This window comes from Methylobacterium goesingense (genome assembly GCF_022179225.1).
In the GTDB taxonomy this organism is placed as follows: domain Bacteria; phylum Pseudomonadota; class Alphaproteobacteria; order Rhizobiales; family Beijerinckiaceae; genus Methylobacterium; species Methylobacterium goesingense.
Genome location: NZ_BPQL01000060.1, coordinates 1 through 18,322, shown reverse-complemented (window position 1 = coordinate 18,322; position 18,322 = coordinate 1). Strand labels below are relative to the sequence as shown.

The window sequence follows — 18,322 nt, the reverse complement described above, 5'->3', positions numbered from 1 at the left end:
GGGAACGAGCTCGAACAGCGTCCTGAAATCCGACCTAGGCGGCGCCGGTCCCGAAGTAGGACTGCCCTCCCTCGCCCGGCGCATCGGGATCGAGGTCGATGACGATCCTGCAAGTCGGGGAGCCACGGGCGATGGTGTCTGCGAGCGTGACCCGTCCATAGCCCTGGCTCTCCGCAACCATGTGACCGAACACGTGTGAGGTGATCGTGCATAGCGACGGGCACGTCTTCGCTAGGTCCCCGAAGGGGCAGCGCCGATTGCCGAGCACGATGCGGTCTCCCGAGTCCTCGATGACGTAGAAATCCCCGCCAAGCCGGCGCTTCAGGTCGATCAGGGCATTCGACACAGCTTGACGCCCGAGCCGTTCGGCCCCCGCGGCCCGAAGGTAGTCGGCGTGGATCTCCTCGGCGATGGCGATGCCAACGAGGTTGATGAAACCGCTGGCCTCCCGCTCGCCGACGGTATCCTCAAGGGTGGTGCTCAAGGCCCGGATCACCAAGCCGAGGAAGCGTTCGAGGCCGAGTGGGATCGGCGCATCGCTGAAGTCTGTCACGCTGGACGTGGTCGCTTCCATCGGGTCAGCCCCGCCTTCAAGCTGAACCTGAAATCGCTAACACCCAAAACCACCCAGGGCAAGCAATCCGTCAAATATATCGTAAGTCATCAAGCATTATTTTTGCGGCGATGATTGCGTTGGGCGCAACCGAATTTCTATAACCCACTCGGTTTCACCTTTCCCTGAAAGTTCTAGTGAATTGATCCTGGACCGGTTTCACGAGGTACGACAGGGCCGTCCTTTCCTCGGTGGCGACGTGCACCTCCACCGGCATGCCTGGAACCAGGCGTTTCCCTTTCCCGAGCCGGTCCAGTTCACCGGCGTCGAGCTCGACGTATCCGACGTAGAAGGTCTCGTCCTTGGCCCCCTTGGTCGTCGAGGGCGAGACGTAGACGAGCACCGCCTTCAGTTCCGGGGTGGTGCGCTGGTTGAAGGCCGTGAAACGGAGCCGGGCCGGGCGGCCGACGCTGACCTGGTCGATGCTCGACGGGGCGATGTGGATCTCGATCTTCAGTTTGGCGTCCTCGGGGACCACCGTGGCCAGCACGTCCGCGGGCGTGATGACGCCTCCGACGGTGTAGGTCTTCAGCTCGTGGAGGATGCCCGTGACGGGTGCCCGGATCTCCGTGCGGGTGAGACGGTCCTCCAGCGCCAAGCGGCGATTGCCCAACTCCGACAACTTGGCGTCCACCGCGCCGAGCTCGCGCTGCGCTTCGGTCCGGGCCGTGTCGGATATGGCGAGGAGTTGCACCCGTATCTCGCTCGACCGAACCTTGGCACGTGCGATGGACGCTTCGAGCGAGCCCTGCTCCCCGGTCAACCGGTGACGGTCGCGGTTGATGGGCAGGAACTTCGACCCCTCGAAGAGCTGCTTGTCGACCAGCCCTTGCAGCTTGACGTGCTCGCTCGTGAGGATGATGAGCTCCTCGCGCTTGGCATCCTTCTGTTTGACCAAGCCGGCGATTTCCTCGGTCACCTGCCCGATTTGCAGTTCGAGTTGCTGGCGCTGGCTGTCGCGGCTGGCGAGGTTGCCCTTGAAGAGGCGCAGCTCGCCGTCGACGATGGACACCATCTCCGGGTCGCCTTTCGACAGGGTCGCCGGGAAACCCACGCTGCGCAGTCCGTCCCGTTCGGCGAGGAGCCGGGCCTTCTTGGCGGAGAGTTCGCCGAGTTGGCCCTTCACGATGGCGAGTTCGGCCCGGGTCTGGGCGTCGTCGATGCGGATGAGCACCTGGTCCACCGTCACGGCCTGCCCGTCGCGGACGAGGATGGCGCCGACGACGCCACCGTCACGGTGCTGCACCGTCTTGGCATGCTGCTCCACGGTGACGGAGCCCGGTGCCATGATCGCGCCGTTCAGGTCCGTCGTCGCCGCCCAGCCCCCGACCCCGCCAACCAGGCCGATCCCGAGCGAGACCCCGAACACGATGCGGGGTACGACCGAGAAGGACGGCGCTTTCCGAGCGCGGGAATCGATGAGCGAGCCCTTGCGGGGGCTGGCGACGGTCTGGGTGCGCATGGTCCGGTCTCCCACTGGGTCTGGTGTCAGGCGACGGGCACGACGGCCGCGACAGACGTCGTGGCCGGGGTCTCCACGAAGAGCAGGGTGTGATGCCCGTCGAGGATGATGGTCGTCTCGAACGTGTCGTCGCCGTTGAGATCGGCCGAGATGACGGTGACGTCGCCATCGTCGAGATGAGCGGACCGATACTGGATGCCGGACACCGTGCCGTCGTTGCGTTCCATCGCGTCCGATAGCGACTGTCCCGGGGCGTCCGAGGCGTCCTCGAACAGCGTCCATCTCAGCAGGTCGACGTAGTCGCCCACGGAGAAGTCGGTGATCTCGACGGCGCGCGTCCCCTCCGAGGGACCGTGCCCGGAGGAGAAGACGTATCCATCGTCACCACCGCCTCCCGTGAGGACGGCGTCCCCGCCGCCGACGAGGAAGCGGTCATGGCCGGAACCGCCGACGATGCCCTCAATCGATTCGATCCGGTCGGTGCCGAGATCCGAGCCGCTCACGACGTGGCTGACGAGGTCGACGATCAGGTTTCCCGTGGCACCTGTCAGGTCGAGGGTATCGAAGCCCTCCCCGCCGTCGACGATATCGTCTTGGCCGTCCCGCGACAGGGCGATGCGGTCGTCCCCGGCACCCGAACGGACGATGTCGCGCCCGGCCCCGTCGATGATCGCATCCCGGCCGTCGCCGCCCGCGAGCAGGTCGTCGCCCGCCCCGCCGGAGATGTGGTCGTCGCCGTCGCCGCCCAGGAGGGTGTCGTCCCCATTGCCGCCGGTGAGCACGTCGTCGCCGGTGCCGCCCAGAACGGCCTCCATGCCCGAGACGAGGTCGTGCCCGGTCTCCGAACCGTCCAGGGTGCCGGCTGCGAGATCCACCACGATGCCGTCATCCGTCGCGGACAGGTCGAGGGTGTCCCATCCCACCCCGCCGTCGAAGCTGTCGGCCTCGCCATCGGAGGCGGCCGTGACCATGTCGTTTCCGGCGCCACCGACGACGTGATCCGCGCCGGCCCCGTCGAGGAGGACGTCGTCGCCCGCCCCTCCGTCCAGATGGTCGTTGCCCGCTCCGCCGGACAACCGGTCCCGTCCCTCGCCACCCGAGAGTTCGTCGCTCCCGGAGCCGCCGACGATCACGTCGTCACCCGACCCGCCACGCACCGCCTCGATGGACACGAGGCTGTCGTGGCCCGTCTCGACGCCCGAGGCGGTACCCGCCATCAGGTCCACGTCGACGCCGGAAACGGTGGCAGAAAGGTCCAGCGTATCCTCGCCCGCACCGCCGTCGAGGAGGTCCGCCTCCCCATCCAGGGCGGCGACGAGGACGTCGTTCCCGTCCTCGCCCATGGCCACGTCTCGGCCGGCACCGTCCGAGAGGACATCGTCGCCATCGCCGGCTTCCATCCGGTCGTCGCCGTCGCCACCGATCAGGACGTCGCGCCCGAGACCGCCGAACAGCCGGTCGTTCCCTTCGCCGCCGTCGATGCGGTCGTCGCCCACGTCGCCCGACAGCAGGTCGTTCCCGGTTCCCCCGACCAGGATGTCGTCGCCCTCGCCACCGTCGAGGAGGTCGTCACCGGCATCCCCGAAAAGGGTGTCGTCGCCCGCCTCCCCGAAGATGCGGTCGTCGCCTGTCCCACCCGAGACCACGTCCGCGCCCGCACCGGCGAAGATCACGTCGTCCCCTAAACCGCCGAGAACGGTGTCGTCCCCGTCCCCGGCGAGGATGTGGTCGTTTCCTGCCCCGCCGTCGATCACGTCGGCACCGCCGCGGGCATCGACGTTGTCGTCGCCGTTCCCGGCGTCGATCTCGTCGGAGCAAGGCGTTCCGAGAATGACGTCGTCGCCGGCCGTACCGGTCAGATGGTTCCGCTCTACGACGTTGAAGCTCGCGGTCTGCGTGACCGACAACGCGCCATCCGTCACCTCGTAGGTGATGGTGACCGGACCGATCCCATCACCGTCGAAGACCCAGCCGTCCCCGGCGCGGGACAACGACCCCGAGGAAACCGATACGTTCTGGACCGACAGCGTGTCGCCGTCCGGGTCCTGGACGTTCCTGAGGAGGTCGGTCATCGCGATGGCGAGCAGGGCGCAGCCTGTCGTGTTCGCCAGGAGTACCGGGCCCGAGGAAACGGGGGCCCGGTTGCGGCGCCCGTCCTGATCGTCTGTCCCGCCCCCCGGCTGCACCTTTCCAGGCTGCTCGGGACCAACGACGTCGGTATGCCCCGCGTCGTGTCCGGTCGAGGTCCCGTCCTGACCGGGACGCGGATGGGTTTCCGTCTCCCCGCCATCCCGGGACCTGCCGCCTCCGCCTCCGCCGCCATGACCGCCACCCGACGACGCCCCCGCATTGTCGTTGGTGGGCCGGGGGATGACCGGGGACGCCTTGAAGTCGTTGAGGTTCGGCTGCGGGTCCGGCTTGGCGAAGTGCAGCGCGTGGCCGCGCATGTATTGCGGGGAGTCGTATTCTGAGGCCGGCGCCTCCAGCTGGGCGGCGGACCCGGACGATCCCGGCAGGCGACCTTCGGGCTGGCCGTCGTCGGGCTCCTTCTCCGAGGCCGCCACGACGACGAGCCTGGGGCCGCCACCTTGCGGCGGCGAGGCTCCCTCGGCCTCCGCCTCGGCATGCGCAGGGGTCAGGAACATCGACTTGAGGTATGCGGCCAGCGCCGCCACGGCGAGCGCCAGGTAGTAGGGCGCGCCGGACTTGGCGTCGGCGCCCTTCCAGGCATATCGCTCGCGCCCGTCCTCCGGGCCGGCTCCGGACTTGGTGCCTTTCGTCTCGATCATCATGCCGTCACCCGCTCCACCGGGGAGCGCTCCCTTGCGACCTTGGCCGGAACGGTGCCCTGGGACGCCTCGCGGGCGACCTTGCCGAGGATGGCTTCCTTGGGGCCGAAGGCGGTCAGTTTCCCGTCCTGGATCACCGCGATGGTATCGACGGCCGCCAGGACGCTCGGACGATGCGCGATGACCACGGCGATGCCGCCGCGCGCGCGTACCCCGAGGATGGCGGCGGCCAACGCGGCCTCGCCCTCGCCGTCGAGGTTGGAGTTTGGCTCGTCGAGCACGAGCAGGAACGGGTTCCCGTAGAGGGCACGGGCGAGCGCGATCCGCTGGCGTTGACCGCCCGACAGGGCGGTGCCGAACGGCCCGAGCTCGGTCCGGTAGCCGTCGGGCATCCGCAGGATCATCTCGTGGACCCCGGCCGCCCGGGCGGCAGCGACCACCAGGGCAGGATCGGCGTCCTCCGCGAGGCGGGAGATGTTTTCCTCGACCGTCGCGTCCATGAGGCAGACCTCCTGGGGGAGGTAGCCGATCATGTGCCCCAGGTTCTCCTCGTCCCACTGCGGGAGATCGGCCCCATCGAGCCGTACGCCCCCGCGCAGGACAGGCCAGATGCCCGTCAGTGCCCGGCTGAGGGTGGTCTTGCCACCGCCGCTGGGCCCGATGACGCCGAGCGCCTGGCCCGCGCCGAGTTCGAAGGTCACATCCGAGAGCAGGACCCGCCCGGAACCGGGCGCCGCCACGGTGACGGAGTTGATCCGAAGCGAGACCTGCGGCGCCGGCAGCGGCATGGGACGCTCGGCACCGGCAAGGGCCACCAGCGTCTCACGCAGACGCTTGAAGGCCGTGCGGGCCACGGAGATGGCCTTCCAGTTGCCCACGGTCTGATCGATGGGCGCCAGGGCACGGGCCGAGGTGATGGAGGCCGCGATGATGGCTCCGGCAGAGAGCTCGCCGCCGATGACCAGGTAGGCGCCGAGACCCAGCACCGCGGATTGGAGAATCATGCGCAGCACGCGCGAGATGGCTGCGAACGTGCCGGTGATGTCCGTGGTCCGGGTCTGGAGTTCGAGATGCTCGTCGTTGGCGATGCGGTACCGGTCCACGGCACGGTCCGCGAAGCCCATCGCCTTGAGCACGTCGGCGTTGCGGGCGTTCGAGTCTGCGATGGCGTTCCGGGCGACCACGGATTGCTGCGTCGCCCCGGTCCAGCGCCTGGTCAGCAGCTCGGTCAGGATGGTGAGGAGGGTGAGCAGGACCGCCCCGGCGATGGTCAGCGCGCCGAGGTAGGGATGGAGCATGTAGACGAAGACGAGGAAGACGGGGGTCCAGGGCAGGTCGAACAGCGCGACCAGCCCCGGGCTGCCGAGAAACCCGCGCACGGTGTCGACGTCGCGGCTGCGTTCCATCGACTCCGCCGCCGAGAAGCCGAAGCGCGGCATGTCGATGGAGACGCGTTGCGCGAGGGGGGCGACCCGACGGTCGAGCTGCGCCCCGATCCTGACCAGGATCTGCAGCCTGAGCACGTCGAACATGCCCTGTGCCAGGTACAGGCCGATGGCGATGGTGGAGAGGCCGATCAGGGTGGGCAAGCTGCCGCTTGGCAGGGCCCGGTCGTAGACCTGCAGCATGTAGAAGGAGCCGGTCAGGGCGAGGATGTTGATGATGCCCGACATCCCGAAGAGGAAGACGAACGGCACGGCGAAATGCCGGGTCAACCGTTCGGTGCTGCGCTTCCTCGCGAGGAGCTTCTTGTCGTTGGATCGCATGTCGGGGTCCCCCTACGGCCGGGTGAACGGGTCGGGCCCCTAGGCGGGGCCCGACCGAGGTCAGAGCGCGAAGTCCGCGGCGGTCGCGGCGGGCGTTCCCTTGATGCTGAACTTGAACTCGGGCGTCGCATCGCCTCCCGTATTCCCGGCGACGACCGTGTAGTCCCCGTCCGCCCGGGCTTCCTGGGTGAGCATCAGTTGCCCGACCCCGGTGAAGGCGGCACCCGTGGCCAGCGTGAACGCCTGGTTGCCGGAGAGGCCCTGGTTCGCGTCGATGCCGCTCAGGTCGACCCTGTCGCCGGGCTGGAAGCTCGCGATGGTGTCGCCGTCGGCCGCCGCCGCGCTCTGGAAGTGATAGACGTCGGCGCCGAGACCGCCGTCCATCACGTTCACCGCATCGCTCGCGGTGATGTGGTCGTTCCCGGAGCCCGTGACGACGTTCTCGATGCCCCAGAGGGTATCGGACCCGGACTGGCTGCTGGTGACACTGCCCCTTCCGGCGAGACCGGTGCCGAGGTTGGCCGTGATGTTGGCGGTGATGGCCGACATATCGAGCGTGTCGATGCCGGTGCCGCCGGCCACCTCGTCGCCCCAGTAGCCGTCGTCGCCGTCGCCGACCTCGGCCACGATCAGGTCGTCGCCGTCGCCGGCGATCACTGTGTCGTTCCCGCTTCCGGCCGTGACCAGGTCGTTACCCGCCCCGGCCAGGATGCGGTCCACGCCGGCGTCGCCATAGACCATGTCGGCCCCGCCGCCCGCGAGGATGTCGTCGTCCCCCGCTCCGCCGAAGACCACGTCGCGTCCCCCACCGGCGTCGACGAAATCGTTCCCGTCGCCGCCACGGACCACGTCGTCGCCGTTCCCGGCGAGGATGTTGTCGTCCCCGGCCAGACCGAGGATCGTGTCCGCGCCGTCTGTGCCAACGAGGACGTCGTCGTAGATCGTGCCCGCGACGAGGTGGTCGGTGGACGTGACCGGAGGCGTCGTCGTGCCGTCCGTGGTCCCGCCGCCGGGAGCCGGCACGGTCGTCCCGCCGTCGTCGTCGCAATCGCCGGGGCCGTCGTCGTCGTTGCCGGCGGTATCCCCGTCGCCGTCGCCGTCGTCCTGCCCGTCGCCGCCATCCTCACCGTCATCGGTGCCGTCGTCGGTACCCGTGCCGCCGCCACCCGGACCTGTGCCGTCGTCGGTACCCGTGTCGGTGCCGTCTCCGCCACCGGTGTCCGTGCCGGTTCCGGAGCCGTCGCCGGGCTGCCCGTCCTCGTCGGAGACGGCGAAGATGTCCTCCTGCAGGCCGGTCAGCCCGGTGTTGCGGGCTACGATGTCAGAGAAGCTCTGGCCGTCGACGATGTTCTCGTAGAAGTCGAAGTTGTCGAACCGGTCGGCGTAGTAGAAGCGGTCGCCCTCCTGGAGGCGGTCGAACTGCTCGTGCAGGACCACCCAGAAGGTCTGGCCCACGACGCCGCCGTTGATGTGGCTCTCGGCGAGGCCGCCGACCCAGAGGTCGACCCGGTCGATGCCCGACACCACCTTGGATCCGTCGGGACCGTCGTGCAGCGCGATGTCCGGGTTGGCCGCGGCGAAGGCCGTGCGTTCCGCCGCCGTGGAGAGGACGAGGTCCGGATAGGCCACCTTGAACTGCGCGATCACGGAATCGCTCAGGCCGTTCCGGGACTGGAAGTCGGCCCAGGACAGGTAGGGGCTGAGGTTGCCGGCGAAGCCCACCGCCTCGTGGACGTACGGATCGCTCGACGCCTGGAGGTCGGCGCGAACCTGGTTCAGGGTGCCGAGGCCGACGTCGCGCCCGCGGGCGACGTTGAATGCGAAAAGGTCGGCATTGATGCGCACCAGGTCGTTGCGGACCGCATCGACGATGTTGAAGTCGACCTCCTCGGCCGGCTGCGTGGCGACCCCGGCGAGGATGGCGTTCGCCCCGAGCTGGGCGTAGCCGGGCTGCGGCACGTAGCCGGGAGGCAGGGGAGCCGTGAAGGCGCCCGCCGCGTTCGTCGGGTTCAGGAAGGCGTCGACGAGCTGGACCTGATGCAGCTGGCCGTCGGTCCCCAGGACGGTCAAGGTCTCGCCGATCAGCGAGTGGCCGACGCGGTACACGGCGGAGGCGAACTCTTCCGAGATGCGGGCGTCGACGTCTGGGTTGTAGCCGTCGTGGCCATGGGAGCCGCTGCCCTTCATCCCGCCGATGAGCTGGTCGGCGAACTCGGTGAAGACCACCCGCTGGTACTCAGCCTCGTTGATCATCTTGGCGGCCTGGAACGCCTCCTCCGGCGTTCCCTGGAAGCCCGCCTCCATCAGGTTGTCGACGTGGAAGTTGTGGTTGCGCGCCCAGATGGTGTGCATGGCCGTCAGGGCGACGTTCTCGTTCGCCCGCCCGTCGCCAGCGACGAAATGGTCGAGCAGGTTGACGAAGGGATTGGTGTCGAGGAGCAGCGCGTTCCCGCTTCCCATGAAGTCAGCCGCCATCGCGTTGACGACACCTGGGTCGAAGGCACCCGTGACCGGGTCCACCAGGGTCCCGGGGGCGTGCCCGGCTAGGGCGAAGTCCGAGTAGTAATCCCGGAAGCTGACAGAGCCGCCTTCCAGCGAGGGGTCGTGGAAGACCGTGTTCGCGTCCCAGTGATGCTGGATGAGGGCGCGCAGGGTCGGCAGCAGGTTGAAGGCGGGATTTGACGGATCGGGCAGGCCGGCCAGGAGATGGGCGCCCACGCCCTGGTGTCCGTCGCTCTCGCGGAGGAACTGTCCGACGAGTTCGTGGGAACCGTAGGCTTGGTTCTGGTCTGCGAACGGAGAGGTCTTGTTGAGGTGTTGCGGGACGCCGTTCGCGTCGATGGACGCGACCTCGCCTCGGGTCAGGTCGGCCGGATTGTCGCTGGTGGGCGTTCGGACCGAACCGGGGCCGCCGATCTCGATGGTGCCATTGGCCGGGCTCTTCGGCAGGAAGTCGAGGCCGTGGTCGAAATACTGCCCGAAGGCCATGAAGAAGATGTTCGAGCCGTTGGCCTGGTGCGGCAGGTCGGCCTCCTGCGTCCCGAGCACGTTGCTGATCGCGCGCGGGTCGAGGCCGGCGAACAGCGGGTTCAGGGCGTTGTTGCCCGTTGTGGGGTCGTAGGCGCCGTAATGGGCGTCGGTGAGCCGGATGAAGGGCTGGTCGGCCGCCCCGTACTCCGGATGCGCCTGGTTGTTGCCGGCGCCCGACAGGTGGCGGACCCCCGCGATGTCGGCGGTGTCGTCGTCCCCGCCGGGGACGGGCTGTCCGGTCACCAGGGCCTTGAGGCCGGCGAGATCGGCGGCCGTCATCGCGAACGGCGACGCCGTGCCGGTTCCGCCCCCGGGCTCGCCGCCGGGTTGCTCCCCGCCGGTGGCCGGAACCGTGCCGATGGTGGGCGTGCCGGAGCTTGCGAAGGTGATGCTGTGCGAGCCGTGCGTCAGCGTCGTCATGCCGTTGGCATGGGTCTCGACGTAATCGGCGCGCGTCGCGCCGGGGGCAAGCTCGATGACGTCCTGCGACCGAAGCGTCCCCACGATGGTGTCGACGCCGCCGCCGGAGCGGAACACGATGCGGTGGGCCGACGCGAGGCTTGAAATGTCGACGGTGTCGTTCCCGACCGTGCCGTCGATGGTGATGGTGCTCAGGTTCAGGCTCGTGCCCGAGAAGTTTCCGATGATGAGGACGCTGTCGCCGGCGCCCGTATTGGTCGGCGGGTTCGGCGACGACACGGTCGTGGTCCCGACCCTGATCTCCTCGATCTCCTGCAACTCGGCGATGATCGTCGTGACGATGTTGGCTCCCGTGCCGGTGCTGCGCGTGACGACGATCTCGGTGCCGGCGGCGAGGGTCGCGACGCTGTTGCCGGCGACCAGGCCCCAGGCGGCGGTCGTGTAGACCCTGAAGGTCTCGGCGAGCCCGAGGGTGCCGTTGACCACGAAGGTGTCCCCGACGGGGCCCTCGGTGCCACCCTTGACGACGTCCCGCCCGTCCGACGCGACGAGCACGACGGGACCGAGCGCGACGCCGCCGCTCCAGGTCACGACGTCGTCGCCCGCGCCCGCGTCGATGATGTCGTTGCCCGTTCCGCCCTGGAGGGCATCGTTGCCGGCCTCGCCGTTGATGGTGTCGTTGCCGGCCCCGCCGTCGACGAAGTCGTCACCCGCCCCGGCGCTGATGATGTCATTGCCACCGTTCCCGAGGATACGGTCGGCACCCGCCGTTCCGACGATCGTGTTGGCGGCGCCCGTCCCGACGATGTTGTCGCCCACCACATCGGTGGGGGCCGAGACGACCCGTTCCGCGTACCCGCCCCGGTCGGTGAAGCTCACTGCGACGCGGACCTGGTGCCCGACCTGGGCCTGCTGCGGCGTGAAGTTCTGGCCCGTCGCGCCCACGATATCCGTCCAGACATTCCCGACGAGGCTCTGGGACTGCCATTGGTACGAAAAGGCCGCCGGCAGGCTGTTGAGGTCGACGATGCCGCCCACGCCCGCCTGGAGCGCCGCCAGTTCCGTCGGCGTGGTGTCGTTGATGGTCGGTGCGCCGGTGGCGGGAACGTTCGTGAGGAAGACGTCCCCATCCGAGAACCGCGCGCGTTCGATGTTGTGAAGCGTGTCGATGCCGTCGGAGAACCGCAGGGCAGGTGTGGCCCCGAACCCGGTGTGGCTGACCTGGAAGCTGCCATCGCCGAGGTTCGTCACCGTGTAGTTAGCTCGGATGTCGGAGAACACTGCCGTATCCACGTCCGGCCCCGCCCCGGCGTCGAGGATCTCTCGGACGATGAAGAGTTGGCCCGGGTTGACGGCCCTGGACATGAGGGCCGTCTGAAGGGCCATCCCGCCCAGGTAGAGGGGGCCCGCTCCGCTCGCGAGGCCGGCCGGCGTCGTGAACATCTGGCCCGCGAGGCTGTCGGCGGTCGCGACCTCGACGCCGGCGGCGTCGCGGATGCTGATCCGCACGTTGAGCCAGCGGTCGCCGTCGAGGATGTCGTTTCCGGCCTTGCCGTTGAGGATATCGCTGCCGGCGCCGCCCAGCAGGATGTCGCCCCCGTTCTGTGGGTCGAACACGGTCGTGTCGGTGGGCAGGTTAGCGAACGGCGTGGCGTCGTTTCCGACGGTCTGTCCACGTATCGCCCCCGGGGTCAGCTTGAGGAGGGCCTCGAAGCCGTTGATCAAGGAAACGTTCTGCGAGAGCAGCATGCTGTCGGTCGCCGGGCCGCCGACGATGCCGCCGGCGGGGTCGCCGACCGCCCCCGTCGGGTTGTCGGTGCCGATCAGGGTGTCGTCGTGCTTCCAGCCGGAGGCCGCCTCGACGGCGTCGTTGCGGTCGCGGAGCGTCAGGGCCTGCTGGTTTACGAACCGAGAGATGCCGAGGTCGATGACCCCGTCGTTCGGGTCGCCCTTCTGGATCGACCAGTCGAAGCCGAGCATGCCGTTGTTGCGCTGGATGCCGGGTCCCTGGACCATGATGTCGTCGCCGGACTCACCGTCGTAGTCGGTGTCGTTGCCTTGCCCGTTGAGGACGTCGTGGCCGATGACGATGCTGTTGAAGAACAGCTGCGAGTTCTCGCCGGAGAGCGAATCGAAGCCCTCGCCGCCCTCGATCCAGTCGTCGCCCTCGTTGCCCATCAGGTTGTCGGCCGCGCTGCCGCCCAGGACGAAGTCGTCCCCGCGCCCGGCGAAGACCTCGCCCGGGTCCGTCGAGTGCGTGATGAAGTCCTTGCCGCCGCCGCCGAACAGGATGTCGAGGCCCGGGCCGCCCGAGATGGCGTCGTTGCCCTCGCCGCCGCGGATGAACTCGTCGCCGAACGGGTCCTCGATCACGTCGTCGCCGTCGCCCCCGAATATCTGGTCGGATTCCATGCCGCCGTTGAGGTAATCGTCGCCGCCGTCGCCCCAGAGGGTGTCGATGCCCTTGTCGCCGATGAGGCTGTCGTTGCCCTCGGTCCCGCCGAGGACGACGTGCTCGCCGCCGCTGAACTTGAGATAGCCGCCGTCGGCATGCCCGTCCCCGTCGACGTCGGCGCCTGGCGCCGCCCGCACCACCTTTGGATCGAGGATCTGGTGCAGCAGGTCGTCCTGGGTCGGGTCCTCCCCGACCTGCCTGACCTGGTTGAGTTCCAGGATGTGGTCGGCGCGGCCGAACAGAGATCCGTTGAGGTGCGAGGCGCCCTCGTCGCCGAGATCGGTGTTGCGCTGGACAAGGGCCGAGAAGGTGTTGGCCTCCAGTTCGTTGAGGAGGTTCATGCCCTGGGTGCGGCTGAGATAGTAGAAGCGGTCGCCGTTCTGCAGGTTCTCCATCTGCGTCTCGAAGACGAAGTTGAAGGTGTTGCCCAGCATCCCGCCGAACTCCATCTTCTCCTCGGCGAGGCCCCCGATCCAGAAATCGACGTCGTTCAGGCCGGAATTGGCGGCGCTCCAGGCACCGGTGCCGTTGAGGAACGACAGCCGGTCGTCGGCCGGATTGATGGTGTGGGCGTCGTCGGCGAGGGTCGACGGATCGTCCGGAACGTCGACGGCGACCCCGAACACCAAGGCCGTCGCCGCCGCCCGCTTGCCGGCCAGGGTCGTCTCCTGGGTGACGAGGTCATGCTCGCCATAGGCCGCGATGAAGTTGATCACCGAAGCCGGGTTCTTGATGTTCTGCGCGAAGTCGATCCAGCTGGTGTATGGCTTCAGCTTGGCGTCGGAGGTCGACGCGTAGAACTCGGCGCGGGCCTCGTTGAGCGTCGGCACGCCCTGTTCGCGCGAGCGGGCGATGTTGAGGGTCGCGAGGTCGAGCGGCAGCCCGAGCAGGTTGTTGCGCAGGGCGTCGACGATGAACTCGTCGATCTCGTTGCCGACCTGGCGGGTCATCCCGCGGATGATGGCGCCGGCGGCCGCCTCCGTGTCGGCGCCGCTGGCCGTGAAGGCGAGCGGGTTCAGGAACGCCTCGATCAGACCGAGCTCCTGGGTGCCGGCGACGGTGAGGTCCGCGTCGACCGGCTGCATGTCGAAGCCGATGCGGTCCACCGTCTCGGCGAGCATCGAGTGCCCGAACCGGTAGACGACGTGGGCGAACTCGGCGGTGATGGCCGGATTGATGTCGGCGCTGGCGCTGAACACGAACGGGTCGACGTTCGGCTGCACCGTGCGGGCGAACTCCTCGAAGACGAGGTGCTGGTACTCCATCTCAGTCACGAACTTGGCTGCCTGGAACAGGCGCTCGCCGTCCCATTGCAGGGCCGCGACCTGGGCGGGGCTCGTCGGCAAGGCGGTGATGTCGACCCGCAGCCAGTCGTTGACGAAGGCCAGGTCGCCGGAATCGAGGATGGTCTGCTTGTTGGCCTCAACCAGACGGTTGTGCTCCGAGTGGAAGATGGTGTGGACCGCGGTGAGGCCGATGTTCTCGTTGCCGCGCCCGTCGCCGGTGATGAAGTGCCTGTCGAGCAACTCGTTGTCGTAGGCGAGGTTGGCACCCGTCTGCGGGTTGAACGCCACCGCGTTGCCGGTCAGAGCGTCTGCGTCTGCGGCCACGGCCTGTCCCTGAACGACGGGATCGGCGGTGTGGGCGATGTCGTCGAGGAAGGCGTGGCCGGTCTGGACGGCGCCGAGCGTGCGGATGCCGGCCGCCGTGCCTTCCTGGAACCAGGTCGTGGTATGGGTGGCGTCGGGCCGCATCAGCATCTGCGCGTAGCCGTGGGCGCCGGGTATGAATTTGCCGTAGGGGTCGGTCATCAGGACCGGCACGTTGTGGATGTCGGTGTCGACGAGCTCGATGCCGAGCATGACCCTGGCCTGCGCCTTGACCTCGGCCCAGTTGGCGATGGCCTTGCCGTCCGCGCCGCCGTTGAGGAGGTTGCCCGTGGCGAGGGTGATGGGGTTGTCGATGCCGTCGCCGGGGGTGACGTCGACCCGCGCATACTCGCGCAGGAAGACCTGGTGCGAGGGATGCGACGTGTAGGTCTGGTTCTGGTCGATCCAGGGCGTGGTGGTGTTGACGGCCGTGCGGATGTCGTCCGCGGTGCCGAGCACGCCGTCGGCGCCGGGGCCGGTCGTCGGGGTCGCCCGCGTCAGCAACATGAACCGCTGCGAAGCCGGCAGGTCGTCCGCGTTCCCAAGGATGTGGTCGGCCCCGGCGATCAGCGGGTCATCGGGCATCAGGGGGACGATGACGGAGCCGTTGCCGCCCTTGGTCGCCAGATCGAGGCCGTGGTCGAAGAACTGCCCGAACAGGGTCATCCATCCATTGAAGGGCGGCGACAGCCCGATGTCGGGCGACTGGTTCGGGATGAAGGCGATGTCGGTGGCGGTGGGGGCGTAGTCGGCGGGGGGCGCCTCGCCCCCGTGGGCCGCGGCGTAGGCCGCCTGGGCGATGGGGTTCGCGAACCAGGCTGCGATGGCGGCGGGGTTATGCGGGCTCATGTCGACGATGAGGTTGCTCGCCGTCCGGATGCTGGTGTCGATGACCGTGCCGTTGAGACTGTAGTCGTTGTTCGTGGTTAGCGGTGAGGGACCGGGTCCGTCAGGGTCGAACGAGCCCGTTCCCGTGGTGTATTGGGTCGCGAGCAGACGCGGGAACGGCTGGTCGGCCGCGCCGAGCAGGCTCTGCCCCGGGAGGAGGTTGTTGTTGCTGCCGTCGACCGCCCGGAGGCCGGCCGGAAGCAGGGCTGCGTCGGGCCCGATGATCTCTTGCAGTGTGCGCGTGTTGCCCGGTGCCGCGAACTCCTCCGCGATGCGGATCTGCGAGAGGATGTTGCGAAGGTCGTTGGTGTCGACCGTGAACGTGACGGACATGGCGGTCTCCAGGGGGCATGAGGGTGCGGCTGGCTGCGAGCCATCGCTCGCGCCCGGTTGAGCGTCGCGCCGGGACCGGCGCCGGGCCGATGGTTGACCCTTGGGGATCGGCCATGGCCGTGAAGGGGGATGGAACGGGCCGGGAGGGGCTGCGGGCGGCGATTACGGCGCCTCGCGACCCCGGTTGCCTACTCGCCGATCTCGGTCTGCGCGTCATCGAAGGGGTCGCGGGACCGCTCGATGGCTTGGTTCTGGCCGACGCTTCGATTGGCGGCCCGTGAGGCGAACCTGGCACGGTTCCAGCCCCGGGTAAGGGTTTAAAATTCCTTAGGTCGGAGGGAAAAATCCCGTCGAGAGGGTTTTTCCCTCCGTTTGCCCATTGTCGGGGCGGATGCCTGAGCCGGGGCCATACGCAGCATTTCGACGACCATGATGGTGGCCTGCGGTCTCGCCGCCAAGCGTTAGGCCGACCCAGGCAATCCTTGAAGCTCGGCGGCGGCGTCGGCCTGGATGAGGGCTGCGACCGCGTTGCGAAGCCGGTCCAGCATCGCCTCGTCCTGAATGATCGGAAAAGCCGCCTCCAGGGCGCGGGTCGCACCGACGACGGCCGCCTGCGCCGCCGAGGACCGCTTCAGACGTCGGAGTTGCAGGACTGGCATCGGAATTCCACTGAGCCGTCGAGTATGCGCCACGGCCGGGTATTCCTCTATGCCTATCGCAATTCATTCCTGACGCCGTAGGACGTCCGTCTAGGCATCGGTGGTGCGGCGTCGATGCGTGGGCTTGGCGGCTAAATCCAACCGCCTTCGTTGATCCTCTAGGTCCGTCAGGCCGAGGCGGGGCCCGTTCCGACGTCTGGGCCGAGGCGTCGGGCGACGGTTGAGCGCGCGGCATCCACGGCAAGCGCCGCCGCCGCCAGGGTGTGGGGTTCGGCGGCCCTCCTCAGCGCTTGGCGGGCGACACCGGCCGCGAGGTCGTCGGTCTCACCCGCCATCGCCTCTCGCTTGTATCGGTCGCTTTCCACACGGACGTTCGAGCGGATCTCCAGGAGCCGCAGGGTCGCCACCTCGATTCGCTCGCGTCGGATACGCCCGATCCGCTGCCGTAGCCATGCGGCCACCCCCGCGTTCAGCTTGACCCGTGCCCACACGGTCCGGAGCGAGACATGCTCCTTGCTCTTGGCCCAAATTAGGTCTTCAGGTCGGAAGTCCTCCCGGGGATCTTTACTCAGCGGAGGAACGGCTTTTCCTTTGTTGCAGTGATCGAAAAGCGGTTGGGTGGTGCTCAGTTGGTCCTACCCAGACAGCGGGCTGCAGAACAACGTCCGCTTACAGGCCGGCGCTGAAATGCGATGAGCGGCTGGGTTGGGTCGGGAACTGTCCGTCCGCCCTGCAATCGGGTTGGGTGGGGACCCACCTGTCCCCTTTCGGACGCGTGGATCGCCATTCCGTCGCCCCGCACATATCGCCTCGGGCATCCGCCCTTTGCCGACCTTCGATAACCGATGCCTGTGCCGGAAAGCGGAATGTGACTTGAAAGATACCGAACGGTCTGTATGTATGTGCTCATCGATCCACCGGTGAGACCATGCCGAGCCAAGCCTTCGCCTATGCCGCCTTGACCGTCGCCATCCTCTGCGAGGTTGCGGGCACGACCTTCCTGCAGAAGTCTGAGCAGTTCACACGGCTCGTGCCGACGCTGGCGATGGCAGCATTCTATGCCGGCGCGTTCTACCTGATGACGCATGCCCTGAAGGTGATGCCGCTCGGGATCACCTACGCCATCTGGAGCGGGGTCGGCGTCGTCCTCACCGCCGTGATCGGCGCCACAGTGTTCAAACAATCCCTTGATCTGCCCGCGCTCGTCGGGATCGCCATGATCGTCGGCGGCGTGATGGTGATGCAGGTGTTCTCGACTTCGACGGGGCACTGACCATGGAGAACGCCTACCGCCGCAGGAAGCAGCCAGAGCTCGTTCGGCGCACGCTCCTCGATTGCGCGGCCAATCTGGCCATCGAGCAAGGGCTCTCCGCCGTGACCGTTCAGGCGGTCTGCGCGGCGGCAGGCGTCACCAAGGGCGCGATGTTCCACCACTTCGCGAGCAAGCAGGCACTCATCGACGCCGTGGTCGCCGAACTCCTGGAGAAGCTCGATGCCGACATCAAGGCGGCGATGGCGACCGATCCGCAGCCGTACGGCCGCTTCACCCGGGCCTATGTGACGGTGACCCTGGACGACCTGTTGCTGAACCAGGGCAGCCAGTGGACGGCCCTCTACATCTCGTCGCTGACCGAACCGAGCCTGCGACGGGTCACGGCGGCGTGGTTCGCCAGGTTCGTCCGGCGGCACCACGCGACCGACGATCATCCGACGCTGGAGATCGTGCGGCTCGCCGCCGACGGGGTCTGGCTCGCCGGTCTCCTGCGCGACGACGGCGGCCCGATGCCGGACCTCCCCGCCCTCCGTCGGCGACTGGTTGCGATGACCCTTCCCGACTGAGCGGTCCCGCCGGACCGTCCTTCCCACCATCCCGGACCAAGGACCCACAGACCCATGCGAGAGCGTGAACGCAGACGCCTGCCCATCGTACCGGTGATCGCGCCGTGGGTCGTGATCCTGGCCCTGTGCGGCTGCAAGCCGAGCGCCACCGACCCGACGACGCCCGGGGCGGAGACGCCGCCCATGGACGTCTCGACCGTGACCGTCGTGGCGACCACCATACCACGCATACTCGACCTGCCGGGACGGCTGGCCTCGACCCGCGTGGCCGAGGTCCGGGCGCAGGTCTCCGGCATCATCCAGCAGCGCACCTTCGAGGAGGGCAGCCTCGTGGGTAAGGGCGACGTGCTCTTCCAGATCGATCCGGCGATCTACAGGGCGGAGCTCGACGCCCGGACAGCCGCGTCGCCTCCGCCTTG

The 18,322-nt window shown here is 68.2% G+C and carries 9 protein-coding genes and 1 pseudogene; 3 read left to right on the top strand and 7 right to left on the bottom strand.

The genetic code is table 11. The features are described from left to right. Window positions 1-34: 34 nt before the first annotated feature. From MFF30_RS11415 to MFF30_RS11385, 7 genes are all read right to left on the bottom strand, one after another. Window positions 35-553 (bottom strand): methanogen output domain 1-containing protein, encoded by a 519-nt coding sequence (locus MFF30_RS11415; protein ID WP_238279512.1) that lies wholly within the window; start codon window positions 551-553, stop codon window positions 35-37. Window positions 554-728: 175 nt separating this feature from the next. Next, entirely contained in the window at window positions 729-2,075 is a 1,347-nt protein-coding gene (locus tag MFF30_RS11410; RefSeq protein ID WP_238279511.1) for an HlyD family type I secretion periplasmic adaptor subunit, read from the bottom strand. Window positions 2,076-2,101: 26 nt separating this feature from the next. Then, entirely contained in the window at window positions 2,102-4,867 is a 2,766-nt protein-coding gene (locus MFF30_RS11405; RefSeq protein WP_238279509.1) for a cadherin-like domain-containing protein, read from the bottom strand. Next, a complete protein-coding gene (locus MFF30_RS11400) occupies window positions 4,864-6,630 on the bottom strand; it encodes a type I secretion system permease/ATPase (protein WP_238279508.1) in 1,767 nt (588 codons plus the stop codon). Before MFF30_RS11400 ends, MFF30_RS11405 begins: the two co-directional genes overlap by 4 nt. A 60-nt stretch (window positions 6,631-6,690) precedes the next feature. Beyond that, window positions 6,691-15,405 (bottom strand): peroxidase family protein, encoded by an 8,715-nt coding sequence (locus MFF30_RS11395; RefSeq protein ID WP_238279506.1) that lies wholly within the window; start codon window positions 15,403-15,405, stop codon window positions 6,691-6,693. 461 nt (window positions 15,406-15,866) lie between these two features. After that, window positions 15,867-16,064, bottom strand: a complete 198-nt coding sequence (locus tag MFF30_RS11390) for a hypothetical protein (RefSeq protein WP_238279505.1) — start codon at window positions 16,062-16,064, stop codon at window positions 15,867-15,869. Window positions 16,065-16,231: 167 nt separating this feature from the next. Continuing rightward, window positions 16,232-16,525 (bottom strand): hypothetical protein, encoded by a 294-nt coding sequence (locus MFF30_RS11385; RefSeq protein WP_306424573.1) that lies wholly within the window; start codon window positions 16,523-16,525, stop codon window positions 16,232-16,234. Window positions 16,526-16,956: 431 nt separating this feature from the next. On the opposite strand from MFF30_RS11385, the gene MFF30_RS11380 reads away from it, so the two are divergent. From MFF30_RS11380 to MFF30_RS11370, 3 genes and pseudogenes are all read left to right on the top strand, one after another. Then, entirely contained in the window at window positions 16,957-17,337 is a 381-nt protein-coding gene (locus MFF30_RS11380; protein ID WP_435528796.1) for a DMT family transporter, read from the top strand. A 2-nt stretch (window positions 17,338-17,339) separates the two neighbouring features. Further along, window positions 17,340-17,903 (top strand): TetR/AcrR family transcriptional regulator, encoded by a 564-nt coding sequence (locus MFF30_RS11375; RefSeq protein ID WP_238279502.1) that lies wholly within the window; start codon window positions 17,340-17,342, stop codon window positions 17,901-17,903. Window positions 17,904-17,957: 54 nt separating this feature from the next. Further along, window positions 17,958-18,322, top strand: a pseudogene (locus MFF30_RS11370) (biotin/lipoyl-binding protein); the annotation flags it as partial.

What these genes read in the sequence shown, in the direction of transcription:
- MFF30_RS11405 (WP_238279509.1), bottom strand. Translation starts at nt 4,867, where the DNA reads ATGATGATCGAGACGAAAGGCACCAAGTCCGGAGCCGGCCCGGAGGAC.
- MFF30_RS11390 (WP_238279505.1), bottom strand. Translation starts at nt 16,064, where the DNA reads ATGCCAGTCCTGCAACTCCGACGTCTGAAGCGGTCCTCGGCGGCGCAG.
- MFF30_RS11395 (WP_238279506.1), bottom strand. Translation starts at nt 15,405, where the DNA reads ATGTCCGTCACGTTCACGGTCGACACCAACGACCTTCGCAACATCCTC.
- MFF30_RS11410 (WP_238279511.1), bottom strand. Translation starts at nt 2,075, where the DNA reads ATGCGCACCCAGACCGTCGCCAGCCCCCGCAAGGGCTCGCTCATCGAT.
- MFF30_RS11400 (WP_238279508.1), bottom strand. Translation starts at nt 6,630, where the DNA reads ATGCGATCCAACGACAAGAAGCTCCTCGCGAGGAAGCGCAGCACCGAA.
- MFF30_RS11375 (WP_238279502.1), top strand. Translation starts at nt 17,340, where the DNA reads ATGGAGAACGCCTACCGCCGCAGGAAGCAGCCAGAGCTCGTTCGGCGC.